Origin of the sequence: Pseudomonas sp. 14P_8.1_Bac3, assembly GCF_025466085.1 — a bacterium.
GTDB lineage: Bacteria > Pseudomonadota > Gammaproteobacteria > Pseudomonadales > Pseudomonadaceae > Aquipseudomonas.
The window spans coordinates 215,122-227,691 of sequence record NZ_JANLOD010000066.1 but is presented as its reverse complement, the minus strand read 5'-3'; the positions used below and the strand labels follow the sequence as shown (position 1 = coordinate 227,691).

The 12,570-nt window shown below is 59.1% G+C and carries 10 protein-coding genes and 1 other RNA gene; 1 reads left to right on the top strand and 10 read right to left on the bottom strand.

The genetic code is table 11. The features are described 5' to 3' along the window. Nucleotides 1-440: 440 nt before the first annotated feature. From NTD84_RS22165 to NTD84_RS22125, 9 genes are all read right to left on the bottom strand, one after another. Nucleotides 441-1,697: an integrase domain-containing protein gene (locus NTD84_RS22165; protein WP_262169966.1), complete on the bottom strand. Its 1,257-nt coding sequence runs from the start codon at nt 1,695-1,697 to the stop codon at nt 441-443. A 188-nt stretch (nt 1,698-1,885) separates the two neighbouring features. After that, nucleotides 1,886-2,282, bottom strand: a transfer-messenger RNA (tmRNA) gene (gene ssrA, locus NTD84_RS22160). Nucleotides 2,283-2,377: 95 nt separating this feature from the next. Continuing rightward, complete coding sequence (locus NTD84_RS22155; protein WP_262169963.1) at nt 2,378-2,632, bottom strand: hypothetical protein; 255 nt, start codon at nt 2,630-2,632, stop codon at nt 2,378-2,380. Between the two features lie 225 nt (nt 2,633-2,857). Further along, complete coding sequence (locus NTD84_RS22150) at nt 2,858-3,130, bottom strand: hypothetical protein (RefSeq protein ID WP_262169960.1); 273 nt, start codon at nt 3,128-3,130, stop codon at nt 2,858-2,860. A gap of 127 nt (nt 3,131-3,257) precedes the next feature. After that, entirely contained in the window at nt 3,258-6,068 is a 2,811-nt protein-coding gene (locus NTD84_RS22145) for an FAD-binding and (Fe-S)-binding domain-containing protein (RefSeq protein ID WP_262169957.1), read from the bottom strand. Next, nucleotides 6,065-6,736 carry a lactate utilization protein C gene (locus NTD84_RS22140; protein ID WP_262169954.1) on the bottom strand — a complete coding sequence of 224 codons (672 nt, stop codon included), beginning with the start codon at nt 6,734-6,736 and terminating at the stop codon, nt 6,065-6,067. Before NTD84_RS22140 ends, NTD84_RS22145 begins: the two co-directional genes overlap by 4 nt. After that, entirely contained in the window at nt 6,736-8,190 is a 1,455-nt protein-coding gene (locus NTD84_RS22135) for a LutB/LldF family L-lactate oxidation iron-sulfur protein (protein WP_262169951.1), read from the bottom strand. The genes NTD84_RS22140 and NTD84_RS22135 overlap by 1 nt, the downstream gene beginning before the upstream one ends. Continuing rightward, a complete protein-coding gene (locus NTD84_RS22130; protein WP_262169948.1) occupies nt 8,187-9,011 on the bottom strand; it encodes a (Fe-S)-binding protein in 825 nt (274 codons plus the stop codon). The genes NTD84_RS22135 and NTD84_RS22130 overlap by 4 nt, the downstream gene beginning before the upstream one ends. A 146-nt stretch (nt 9,012-9,157) precedes the next feature. After that, nucleotides 9,158-10,852, bottom strand: a complete 1,695-nt coding sequence (locus NTD84_RS22125) for a lactate permease LctP family transporter (RefSeq protein ID WP_262169945.1) — start codon at nt 10,850-10,852, stop codon at nt 9,158-9,160. 262 nt (nt 10,853-11,114) lie between these two features. Between NTD84_RS22125 and NTD84_RS22120 the strand changes: the two genes are divergently transcribed. After that, entirely contained in the window at nt 11,115-11,882 is a 768-nt protein-coding gene (locus NTD84_RS22120) for a GntR family transcriptional regulator (protein WP_262169942.1), read from the top strand. 131 nt (nt 11,883-12,013) lie between these two features. Here NTD84_RS22120 and smpB read toward each other — a convergent pair whose 3' ends face one another. Further along, nucleotides 12,014-12,496 (bottom strand): SsrA-binding protein SmpB, encoded by a 483-nt coding sequence (gene smpB / locus NTD84_RS22115; protein ID WP_018929470.1) that lies wholly within the window; start codon nt 12,494-12,496, stop codon nt 12,014-12,016. Between the last annotated feature and the right edge of the window lie 74 nt (nt 12,497-12,570).

The following is a 12,570-nucleotide window of genomic DNA, read 5'->3' as shown; positions in this document are numbered from 1 at the left end:
GTACGGTGTCGCTGGCGCACGAGGGCCATGAGATTAGAGAGCATCCATCACCGGGGAGGTGACCGGGCGAGCTGCCGGACGCGAATTGCCTTTTGGGGTAACCACCGCGGGAGCGGCGTGGCCTTCAAGGTTCGGGCCACCTGGGTTGCTGTCATCGACAGCGCTTGCACGGCCAGTTCTACGCCTGTGGATAAGCCCGGTCAAGGTTCGAAATTCAGCGCCACTTTGGACTTGAAGAACGCTTATCCACCGGTGGAGGTCCGTGGTAAATGGTGGACAACGTCGTGGCTTTTAGCTCTTCAAAGTAAGGTCCATCCAAACAGGGCGGCTTTGCAGCCCTGTTTGGATGGACCCGCGTTTAGAAGCGGATAAGTGAGGCTGCTTGCCCCGAATCTTGAACGCTCAGTTGTTGTTGCTGCCGTACTTGCGCCTGTACAGCGCTAGCGAATCGGCACCACGTTCTTGCCTCTGACTTGGCCATACGCTGAGGCGAGCAGGCTGCCGGTGGCGGCTTTCTGGATGTACTCACTCCACCACGCCATCATCGGACGCCGGCGTTCGATGTAGTCGGCTCGGTTGTAGGCGCTCCGCACCTCATCCTTGTCGACATGCGCCAGTGCGACCTCAATGAGTTCGGGGTCCCACCCATGTTCATTCAAGATGGTGCTGGCCATCGAGCGCATGCCGTGGCTGACCAGCCGATCCTGGAACCCCATACGTTTCAACGCCATGTTGGCGGTCTGGCTATTGGCGTGGGTGCGCGGATTTCTGTCTGCCGGGAAAACGTATTCGCGATGGCCGCTGTGAGTCTTCAGTGATTCCAAGAGTGCGACCGCGTGATCACTCAGTGGAATGCTGTGTGGGCGGCGCTTCTTCATCCGCTCCGGTGGGATAGTCCAGACACGCCTTTCAAAGTCGATGTCTGCCCAGCGAGTAGTCGCCGCCTCGGCGGGGCGAGTCATTGTGTGCAACTGCCATTCGATCAGGCAGCGGGTCGTGCGTTTGATACTGGCGTTCGCGATCTCCAGCATAAGCTCGGGGAGTTCTTCGGGCGGAAGCGCAGCCATGTTCTCTTTCTTGGGCTTCTTGAATACTGCCCTGATACCGCTGAGCGGGTTGGCGAAGATCAAGCCGGAATTGACGCCGTAGGTCATGATCTCGTTTAGCCGCTGGCTGAGACGCTTTACCGTCTCCAGGCTGCCTTTCGCTTCGATAGGACGAAGCAATCCGATCACCATCGGCGCGGTGATTTTCGTGAGTGGCGTCGTCTTCAAATCGGGGAACACGTGCAGCGTGAGGGACCGCCAAATGTCCTCGGCGTAGGCCGGGGTGACCGAGTCTTTCTTGAGCTCGAACCAGGCGGTGGCCACGTTCTCGAAGGTGTGTTCCGTTTCTGCGCGCTTGGCTTCATTCAGCGTATTGCGCTGCACCTTCGGATCAATGCCCTGAGCGAGCAGCTCGCGGGCATCGACTGCCATCTTTCGTGCATTCGCCAGTGACAGCTCGGGGTAGGTCCCGAAGCCGATGTTGATGCGCTTCTTGGTCACCGGTTCGCGGTAGTTGAAATTCCACAGCAACGAGCCGTTGCTGCGTACGCGGAGCTGCAAACCGTCACCGTCCGTGAGGACGTAATCCTTGGACGCGGGTTTGACTCCCTTGAGCTGTCGATCGGAGAGACGGAGGTTTTGAGCAGGCATGAGATTCTCCTCAGGCACTGATTCGGTATTCCAAAGATTAGCACCGGATGAGGTGGAATACCGTCTGGAATACCCGAATGGCTGGAACTCAAAAACTCTCAAAAGACCAGGAAAAGCTCTGGAAGCCGCGTGTTTACTGGCTCTCAGGCACAAAAAAAGACGTCCGTGGACGTCTTTGTTTGATCATTTGGTGGAGCCGGGGGGATTTGAACCCCCGTCCGCCAGTACTCCGCTGTCGGTACTACATGCGTAGCCGTGTCTATTAAGTTAACCCTCAGCGACCCGACGGGCAGGGTGCTTTGGGCGAGTTGTGTAAGTTTTAGCCGCTTCGTCCACAACGTACTGCACGGCGATTCTGTTCTATATGACAATCACTTCGAGTTTACAGACATCCTCTAGTGATTGCTGGACCCGAAGGTACCAGAAGCTCAGGGCTAAGGCTGCTTACGCAGCGAGAGCGTATTCCTGGCCGTAGTTATCGTCATTGGCAACTATAAGTAGTTGCAACAGTGGATTTACGAGTTCTGTTACCAACTCGGCATGCACCTAAAGTTTCGCAACCGGCGTCGAATCCTAAACGGCCCCGAGCCTGATGCTCGATGAATCTTGTGAGCAACAGGCCTGTGCAGTGTACGCCAACGTGGCCCAGAAGGCCAACCCGAAGGTTGGCCAAGTCGTCATCAATGTGTCAGCGACAACGCTTGAGTGGCCTCGGTGGCGCATTTTTTGTCGTCCCCGGAGGCGTGCGAGGCTTCGGCGCTGGCCAGCAGTCTTTTGATTTCCATTGTGGTGTAGTCGGAGCCTGCCGGAAGTGAAGCCACTTTGGCTTTCAGCTCTTGCAGCTTGCTCGTGCAAAGGGTGTTGTCCGCTGCAAATACGGGAGAGGCCAACATGACAGCAGACATGAACAGACCAGCGAGCGCGGTGCGTTTCATGGATATCTCCTTGAGCAGGTAGTCTCGTTGCTGCCGTATGGGCGGGCGGCTCGGACGAGGTCGGAAAGTGAGCCACGGATGATTGGGCCTACTTAAAAGACCACGACGCTGCGCAGAAATTCGGTGGTACAGGAAAGGCTCTGGGAGTGCTGAACAGCAGCAAGCCTTTGCGATGAGTATAAACAGAAACAACAATGCCAACCCGAAGGTTGGCATTGCTTCGGATCACTTCCCGCCTTTGTTGGCGTTCTTGATGTCCTGGATCGTTTTTTCCGTCTCAGCGATGCAGTCTTTGGTCCCTTCGCTAGTGCCTTTTGCCTGATCTTCTTTGGCCAGCCTGACGCTTTCCATGACCTGGTCACTCATCTCGGGAGGGGTCTGTGCCTTGGCATTGTCAATGGTTTTCAGGTTGACCGCGCAGAGGTCTTCAGCGGCAAACGAGGGGGACGCCAACAGCGAGGCAGTAACGAAAAGACCTAACAGTACAGAACGTTTCATGTGTATCTCCTTGAACTGAGGGGCCAGGCACTTGCTGGCCATCAGGACGGGCTGCCGAGTAGGGAAGCCCGGCGATGTCCGGGCTTAATCTGTGGACTACGGCGGCGCGTCAGGGTTCTATTTTTCTTCAGATGACCCTGGCCCGGGTCACCCGATCCACCAGATAGACCAGGCCGTGGTAGTCGATTCCACCGTGTTGCGTCAGACCGATCTCACATGTTCGGCTGGTAGAAATCCCCTCGCTGCACTGTTGCACCGCATCCTTGAGCGTGCGTAGCGAATGAGCGTTCAGCTCCGGCGTGGTGAAGCCTTTGTCGCCAGCAAATCCGCAGCAGTGAATGCCTTCGGGAATCACCACGTTTTTGCTGCACTTGCGCGCCAGCTCGATCAGCGCCTGGCTTTCCCCAAGGTGCTGGGTGCTGCAGGTGACGTGCACGGCGATGGGCGCTTCCTGCGCTGTGAACTCGAGTCTGTCCATCAAATGCGTACGGATGAAACGCACCGGGTCGTACAGGTCCAGTCGAACATCGCCCAGGTCCTGAACCAGGCGCAAGTTGCAGGGGCTGGTGTCGCAGTAGATCGGATCGAGCCCGCCACGACTGGCATGGAGCAACGCGCCGATCAGTTCCTGGCGCTTGTGCTCGGCCTGTTCCGCGTAGCCTTTCGAGGCGAAAGGCTGACCGCAGCACAAGCTGTCCTGATTGTCCGGAAAGACGACCTGGTAACCGGCTTTTTCCAGCAGCCCGCGGGTTTTGTCGTACAGGGACATTTGCTCTTTGTCACCGGCTGCGGGCCCCATGACCCGTGAAACGCAGGCCGCCAGGTACACCACTCGCGGGCGCGCGTCCGTCACGCTCGGGCTGAAGCGAATGGCCTTTTCCGGCTGCGGCATGGCAGGGGTCCATTGCGGGACGTGGCCTTTGGACAGGCGCGTCAATGTTGCCGAAAGTTTCGCCAGACGCGGCGCCCCCAACATCATTCGCGCACCGTTGGCCACGTGCAGAGTGAAACGTGCTCCCTGCAATGTGCTGGCGAAATGTCCTTCAAGCCAATTGGCGGTTTTCGTATGCGTCGCGGTTCGGCTGCGGAGTTTTTTCACCAGCTCGCCGGTGTTGATGCCTACAGGACAACGCTGAGCGCACAATCCGGTGGCGGCGCAGGTGTCGATGCCCTGGTATTCATAAGCGGCTTCAAGTTCGGTGGTGTCCACGCCGGCGCGTTTCTTCGCCTGAATGTCACGCCAGATCACGATGCGCTGGCGCGGGCTCAGGGTCAGGCCTTTCGAGGGGCAGACCGGTTCGCAGAAGCCGCACTCGATGCACTTATCCACAATCTCATCGGCGGCCGGCAGCGGTTTCAGATGCTTCAGGTGAATCTGCGGGTCTTCGCTGAGCACCACGTCCGGATTGAGAATGCCGTTGGGGTCGAGCAAGCGTTTGAGCTGCCACATCAACTGGTAGGCATCGCTGCCCCACTCCAGTTCGACGAAGGGCGCCATGTTACGACCGGTGCCGTGCTCGGCCTTCAGTGAGCCGCCGAATTCCACCGCGACCAATTGCGCGACGTCATCCATGAACGCCTGATAGCGTGCGACTTCTTCCGGGTTGTTGAAGCCTTGGGTGAAGACAAAGTGCAGATTGCCTTCCAGGGCGTGTCCGAAAAGGATCGCCTCGTCGTAGTGATGTTTGTCGAACAGCTCGATCAGGCGATTCACGCCAATCGCCAGTTGTTCCACCGGGAACGTCACATCTTCGATGATCACCGTGGTGCCGGTTTTGCGCACCGCGCCGACGGCAGGGAAGGTGTCCTTGCGGATGGCCCAGAGCCGGGCGTTTTCCAGCGGGTCTTCGGTGAAGTCGACCTGTTTCTCCACCGGGAACGCGGCCAGTGACGCCATGATCTGCGCCAGTTGCTCGTGCAGTAACGTGGACGATGCGGCGCGGGATTCGATCAACAGGGCGCAGGCATTGTTCGACAGGTGTTGTACGAAAACCGGCATGCCCGGTTTGTCCTGCACCGAGCGCAGGCTGCGGCGGTCCAGCAGTTCTACGGCGGACACTGGTTGGCTTTTCAGCACCGTAACGGCGTTGCAGCAGGTTTCAACATCGGGGAACACGATCAGTGCCGACGCCTTGTTCGGATGGTCGATCACGGTGTCGTAGGTCACTGCGCTGATAAATCCGAGCGTGCCTTCGGAGCCCACCAGCAAATGGCTCAAGATATCCACAGGCTCGTCAAAATCCACCAGGGCGTTGAGCGACAGGCCGGTGGTATTTTTCAGACGATATTTGTGGCGAATTTTCGCGGCCAATTCGGAATTGGCGCGGGTCTCGCGGCCCAATGTCGCCAGTCGTTCGAGCAGTGTTGCGTGGCTTTCACGAAACGCTGCCACACTCCTCGGATCTTCGGTGTCGAGGCGGCTGCCGTCAGCCAGCACCAGGCGAATGCCGGCGAGGGTGTGATAAGTGTTTTGCGCCGTGCCACAGCACATGCCGCTGGCATTGTTAGCGACGATGCCGCCGATTTTGCAGGCGTTGATCGAAGCCGGATCCGGACCGATCTTGCGCCCGAACGGTGCCAGCCAAGCGTTGGCGTGTGCGCCGATTACTCCCGGTTGCAGGCGGATTTGCGTGCCTTGGCCACGGATCTCGCGCCCGTTCCAATTATCCCCCAGCACGATCAGCACCGAATCGCTGATCGCCTGGCCGGACAGGCTGGTGCCGGCGGCGCGAAACGTCACTGGAACGTGGGCCCGCTGCGCCAGTTCGAGCAGTGCGACCACTTCATCTTCAGACTCGACGCGGATCACCAGCTGCGGAATCAGCCGATAGAAACTGGCGTCGGTGCCGAAGGCCAACGTCGACAATGGGTCGTCGAAACGTCGCGCTTGAGGGATCAGTTGTTGCACATCTCGTAGGAAAGCCGCCGGTAGACTCATTGGTCCTCCAGGATCAAAACCACCAGGTCTTTGGGACCGTGAGCGCCGTAGGCCAGGACCTGCTCGATGTCAGCGGTCTTCGACGGGCCGGACACCAGCAGCGCGTTGGTCGGCATGCCTTGTGCCCAGTTGAATTCCTGTTGCACCTGATAAAAGTTGTCGTGGATCTCACTGGCGTTGAGCAAGGCGAAATGCACCGGTGGCGCCAGGCTCATCAAGCGCGGTTCTTCCCGCGTCGGCCAGAGAATCAGACTACCCGTCGCGGCGATTGCGCCGAGGGTGCTGGTCAGGCTGGCCGGGGTGTCGTTGAACAGTTCGGCCTTCCATTCCTCAATCGGGCGGTCGTAGGATTTGAGCGTCGGCAGACCTGGATTGTTCGCCCAATGTTGAGCGATACGTTGACCGTGAGGCGTCGACGCTGCAATCAGCAGGCTCGGCAGTTGGCGATCGCGCAGCAATTGCGCAAGCAGCGCTGGCCAGTCTTTGTCTGATGTCAGATGGATTTCGGTGTGCACCGCTTCCATCAGCTTGCGCAGTTGCGCGATGCGTTGTTCGGGCGCGTAGGTGTAGGGCGCGGTCACCAGTTCGACATCGAACTCGTCAGGCACCGGGGTGGTGCCTGTCAGGCTTTTCCGTAATTTGCCGAGGATATTTTGCTTGGCGCTCATCAGCGGTCTCCCTGTTTGGCCAGATGCTCGCGGGCCATGTCATGCAGTGAGCGGGCAGCGGGTTTCGGCGCGCTGTGGTTTTGCGTCCAGGGGCCAACGTTGCTCGGCGCGAGGGCGCGCAGTCGCGTGGCAAAGAAGCCGAAGAGACGATACAGCGTCGGCGAGCTGTTGAGCCTGGCCCAGGCGTTCCAGATGAAGCGTTCCTTGCGCGAATACTTGCTGCCCTGGCCGCGCATGACTTGATGCGGACTGTCCGGGGCTTTGACGTTCTCTTCCCGCAGCCGACGCAGCAATGCCGGGATAGGAATTTTCACCGGGCAGACTTCACCACAAGCGCCACACAACGACGACGCGCTCGGATGGTCCGGGACGCTGGCCAGACCGACCATGTGCGGGGTGATGATTTTTCCGATAGGCCCAGGGTAAACCTCCCCATAGGCGTGGCCGCCAATTCGAGTGTAGACCGGGCAATGATTCATACAGGCGCCGCAGCGAATGCAGTTCAGGGTCTGGCGCAATTCGCTGTCGGCGAAGGCTTGGCTGCGACCGTTGTCCAGCAGCACCAGATGCACTTCCTGGGGACCATCCAGCTCATGCGCCTTGCGCGGGCCGGAGATCATGTTGACGTACGTGGTGATCGGGATGCCCAGGGCGGAGCGAGTCAGCAGCGACAACAACGGCACCACGTCGCGCAGGTTCTCCACGACTTTCTCGATACCGGTGACGGCGATGTGCACCGGCGGCACCGTGGTGGTCATGCGCCCGTTGCCTTCGTTTTCCACCAACAGCAGGGTGCCGGTCTCGGCCACGGCGAAGTTGACGCCGGAGACGCCGATGTCCGCTTCGAAGAATTTCTGTCGCAAGACTTTGCGACCGATCTGAATGAGTTGGTCTACGTCCTTGGTGTATTCCACGCCAAGTTTGTCGTGGAACAAGGACGCGACCTGACCGGCATTCTTGTGGATCGCCGGCATAATAATGTGTGAAGGCTTCTCGTGGTCGAGCTGGACGATGTACTCGCCCATGTCCGATTCCAGGCATTCAATGCCACGATCCGCGAGGAAATGATTCATTTCCATCTCTTCGCTGACCATCGATTTGCCCTTGATCACTTGCCGCCCCTCGTGAGCGCGGATGATCGAGAGGACGATGCCATTGGCCTCGTCCACCGTTTCCGCCCAGTGCACTGTCACACCGTTGCGGGTCAGGTTTTGTTCAAGTTGCTCGAGCAGGTCGGGCAACTTGGATAACGCACGAGCGCGGACAGCATTGCCCAGCGCGCGCAAATGTTCTCTTTCATGGGCATCGCTGAAGGACGCTGCCCGTTTTGTCATCAGTGAATCCATCGCCGTGCGAAAGTTGTTTCGCAACTGCTTGTCGCCCAACGCCTCGCGCGCCCGGGTGCGGAAGTCTTCTTCTACGGCAACCGTAGGAATAATCGCGGAAGCGTTCATTGAGCGCCTCCGGTTCGTTGCCAGAGGAAACTGGCCAGGTGCTGACCGCGCAACGCTTCCTTTTGCTTCTCCAGCGAGCCGTTGATGTTCATCAGGCAACCGCAGTCGGCACTGAGTACCTGGTGCGCGCCGGATTCCTTCAGCGACCGGGTCTTGTCAGCCACCATAGCGCCGGAAATATCTGGCAGTCGGACGCTGAAAGTCCCACCGAAGCCACAGCATTCACTTTCGTGGCTGTGGTCGACTCGCTCCACGTTGCCCAGTTGCGCCAACAACTGACGACCATGCAGGTGGGTGTTCATCTCGCGACGTGCCGAGCATGAGGTGTGCAACGCCACTTTGACCGGTTCGCCGCTGTCCTTGAGCTGCACTTTGCAGACGAACAACAGGAACTCGGCCAACTCGTAAGTTCGTGCCGCCAGGGCTTGAACCTGTTTCAACGTGTCCGGCTCGTCCTTGAACAAGTCGGCGTAATGTTCGCGCAACATGCCCGCGCAGGAACCCGAGGGCACCACCACCGGATGATTACCGGCAAACAGCACCAGCTGCGAGCGCGCCACGGTGCGGGCCTGCTCGGTGTAACCCGAGGTGTACGCGGGTTGTCCGCAGCAACTTTGCCCTTGCGGGTATTCGACCCGGATACCTTCGCGTTCCAGCAGGTGGATCGCATCCATCCCGGCTTCCGGGTAGAACAAATCCACGACGCAGGTTCCGAACAGGTAAACCCGGGACGGTTTTTCGCTGGGATACTGTCGAGGCTGAGGCAGCGGCGGTGCGACGCGAGTTGCGTTCGGCACAGCGTTGTAAAAAAGCTCGCTCATCAGGCGTGTCTCTCGGCCGGTTATCCGTCCGCTGAGGCTGCTGAATATAGTGCCTAATGCTTTCAGCAGCCTTACAGACCGGGTTGTGAATGGCTGACGCCGGAATCGCAGTCCGGCGTCGGTTTTTACGATTTGTCTTGCAGGACTCAGTGCACCAGCATGCCGGTGAACCAGTAGGCCTGAGCCAGGGTGATCAGGCCGACGATGGTCGCGAAGAACAGGCTGTGCTTGAGGGTGAAGCGGAACAGGTCCGACTCCTTACCCACCAGGCCGGTCGCGGCGCAGGCTACGGCGATGGATTGCGGCGAAATCATCTTGCCGGTCACACCACCGCTGGTGTTGGCCGCTACCAGCAATACGTCGTTCACGCCGATCTGGTGCGCGGTGGTCGCTTGCAACGAACTGAACAACGCGTTGGACGAGGTATCGGAGCCGGTCAGGAACACGCCCAGCCAGCCAAGGAACGGCGAGAAGAACGGGAAAGCAGCACCGGTGCCGGCCAGGACCAGGGCCATGGTCGACGACATGCCCGAGTAGTTGGTGACGAAGGCAAACGCCAGCACCATGCCAATCGACAGAATCGGCCAGCGCAGCTCGTAGAACGTCTCTCTTAATGTGGTCAGACCAGTTTTAATATTGATCTTCAGCACTAGCATCGAGACCAAAGCGGAAAAGAAAATCGCTGTGCCGGTCGCGGAAATCGGATCGAGCTTGAACACTGCCGGAATGGCCGTCGGGGCGGTCACGATTGGCGCGACCTTGATCACCATCTGGTCCAGGTGCGGAATCGCGAAGTTGAACACCCAGCTGTACATCGAGCCGCCAACGGCGAACATTGCCTTGAACGGCTTCAGAGTCCAGATAGTGACCAGAACGGTCAGGATCAGGAACGGTGACCAGGCCTTGAAAATTTCACCCAGGCTGTAAGGCGATGCCACGGTGCTGCGTGGCTGACCGAAACCACCGGCGCTGGCGGTCACCACCGAGGCAGAAACGGCACCGGCGATGTGTTGGCCGGCGGCGCGTTTCGGTTGCCAGACTTTCAGGAACAGTGTCAGGGAAATCAGGCTCGCCAGGGCCGAGGTGATGTCCGGCAGCTCCGGACCGATGAAGTTCGAGGTGAAGTATTGGGTGACGGCAAAGCTCAAGCCCGCCACCAATGCGGCTGGCCAGGTTTCGCGGACGCCGCGCAGGCCATCCATCATGAACACCAGCCAGAACGGCACGAATAGCGACAGCAGTGGCAGTTGGCGGCCGGTCATGGCGCCGATCTTGAACGCGTCGATACCGGTCACTTGCCCGGCCACGATGATCGGAATCCCCAAGGCACCAAAGGCCACCGGCGCCGTGTTGGCGATCAGGCACAGGCCTGCGGCGTACAACGGATTGAAGCCCAGTCCTACCAGCAGTGCCGCAGTAATCGCGACCGGTGCGCCGAAACCGGCGGCACCTTCAAGGAACGCACCGAAGCAGAAACCGATCAGCAGCACCTGCAAGCGCTGGTCATCGGTGATCGACAGGACGGAGCTGCGGATCACTTCGAACTGACCACTCTTGACCGTCAGTTTGTAGAGAAACACCGCGGCGACGATGATCCACGCGATCGGCCACAGACCGTAGGCGAAGCCATACCCAGCGGCGGCGAATGCCATGTCGACCGGCATCTGAAAGGCGAAGATGGCGACCGCAATGGACAGCGCCAGCGTGATGCTGCCGGCCACGTGCCCTTTGAGCCGAAACACGGCCAGCGCCAGAAAGAAAAACACAATGGGAATCACGGCCGCGAGCGCGGATAGGCCGAGGCTGCCGAGCGGGGTATAGAGCTGTTGCCAGGTTTGCATATGGGGTGGCCCCTAATTGTTGTTGGTCAGGCACTGATCAGCGTTCTTGGATAATTGGTAATACCAATTTACAATCGCTGTTCGCTAGGGTAAAAGCCTTGTAGGTGGTGTGTCAATTTGCCGCCCTAAAACTTTTGTCGAATAAGCGCTGCGGCGCCCGCGTGATCCGCTCGAACAAATGCCGTCTGGTAGGTGCTGGCACAGCGCCGATAGGCCAGAATAGAGAGCCCGGCGAGCCGTCGGGATCGTGGAGAATTGAGTTATGGGGTTTGATCAAATTCGTCAGCGCCGTTTGTCTGACGATATTGTCGAGCAGCTCGAGGGGATGATCCTCGAAGGTACGCTGAAGGCCGGCGAGCGCTTGCCGGCCGAGCGCGCGCTGGCCGAGCAGTTCGGCGTGTCACGGCCTTCGTTGCGCGAAGCGATTCAGAAACTGGCGGCCAAGGGGCTGCTGGTCAGTCGCCAGGGTGGCGGCAACTATGTGGTGGAATCGCTGGGCACGACCTTCAGTGATCCGCTGCTGCATCTGCTGGAAAGCAACCCTGAAGCTCAACGGGATCTGCTGGAATTTCGCCACACACTGGAAGCGTCCTGCGCTTATTACGCGGCGCTGCGCGCCACCGATGTCGATCGCGAACGGCTGACGGCAGCCTTCAATGAATTGCAGGATTGCTACGCGCGTCACGATGAAGTGAGCCGGGCGGAAGAGGGCGCGGCGGATGCGAAATTTCACCTGGCCATCGCCGAGGCCAGTCATAACGCCGTGTTGCTGCACACCATTCGTGGGCTGTTCGATTTGCTCAAGCGTAACGTGGTGACCAACATTGGTGGCATGTACAAGCAACGCACCGAGACGCGCGACATGTTGATCAGCCAGCACCGGGAGTTGTACATGGCGATTATCGAAGGGCGGGCGGAGCAGGCGCGGGAAGTGTCCAGTCGACACATTTTGTATGTGCAGGAAGTGCTGGAAGAGGTGCGTCAGGAAGTGCAGCGCATGGCTCGGGCGGAGCGACGCAAGGGGATGTAGCCGGGAGTCTTGCGGTGGGTGTGCGATTGTTATCGCGAGCAAGCTCGCTCCTACAGGGGTCGTGATATCCCTGTAGGCGCGAGCTTGCTCCGGGGCGGCGTTCCGACGATGGCGCCATCAGGACGAGCGAATTAGTCTTCCTTGCCCTTGTTGCGCACCGCACGCTGCAACTCGCGACCGGCGTCACGTTCGCGTTCGGTATCACGCTTGTCGTATTCCTTCTTGCCTTTGCCCAGCGCGATCTCGCACTTGACCATGTGCTTGCTCCAGTACCAGGACAGGCACACGCAGGCATAACCCTTTTGCTGCACGGCGGCGGCCAGCTTTTCCAGCTCACGGCGGTTGAGCAGCAGTTTGCGGGTGCGGGTCGGGTCAGCAATGACGTGGGTGCTGGCAGTCGTCAGCGGCGTGATGTGACTGCCAAGCAGCCAGGCTTCGCCATCCTTGAGCAGCACGTAACTGTCAACCAGCTGCAGCTTGCTCGCCCGCAGACTTTTTACTTCCCAGCCGGCCAGGACCAGACCAGCCTCGAACCGATGTTCGATGAAGTAATCGTGTCGCGCCTTTTTATTTTGCGCGATGGTCCCTGTTGGGTGTTTCTTCTGTTTAGCCATAGGGGCGGCATTATAGGGAGTTGCAAGCGAGTCGGCTACGGTGATGCTGCGTGCTTGAGCAGGTTGATTGAATC

Coding starts and splice junctions, on each gene's coding strand:
- NTD84_RS22140 (WP_262169954.1), bottom strand. CDS start 6,736: ATGAGCGCCAAGCAAAATATCCTCGGCAAATTACGGAAAAGCCTGACA.
- NTD84_RS22120 (WP_262169942.1), top strand. CDS start 11,115: ATGGGGTTTGATCAAATTCGTCAGCGCCGTTTGTCTGACGATATTGTC.
- NTD84_RS22125 (WP_262169945.1), bottom strand. CDS start 10,852: ATGCAAACCTGGCAACAGCTCTATACCCCGCTCGGCAGCCTCGGCCTA.
- NTD84_RS22130 (WP_262169948.1), bottom strand. CDS start 9,011: ATGAGCGAGCTTTTTTACAACGCTGTGCCGAACGCAACTCGCGTCGCA.
- NTD84_RS22155 (WP_262169963.1), bottom strand. CDS start 2,632: ATGAAACGCACCGCGCTCGCTGGTCTGTTCATGTCTGCTGTCATGTTG.
- NTD84_RS22150 (WP_262169960.1), bottom strand. CDS start 3,130: ATGAAACGTTCTGTACTGTTAGGTCTTTTCGTTACTGCCTCGCTGTTG.
- NTD84_RS22135 (WP_262169951.1), bottom strand. CDS start 8,190: ATGAACGCTTCCGCGATTATTCCTACGGTTGCCGTAGAAGAAGACTTC.
- NTD84_RS22165 (WP_262169966.1), bottom strand. CDS start 1,697: ATGCCTGCTCAAAACCTCCGTCTCTCCGATCGACAGCTCAAGGGAGTC.
- smpB (WP_018929470.1), bottom strand. CDS start 12,496: ATGGCTAAACAGAAGAAACACCCAACAGGGACCATCGCGCAAAATAAA.
- NTD84_RS22145 (WP_262169957.1), bottom strand. CDS start 6,068: ATGAGTCTACCGGCGGCTTTCCTACGAGATGTGCAACAACTGATCCCT.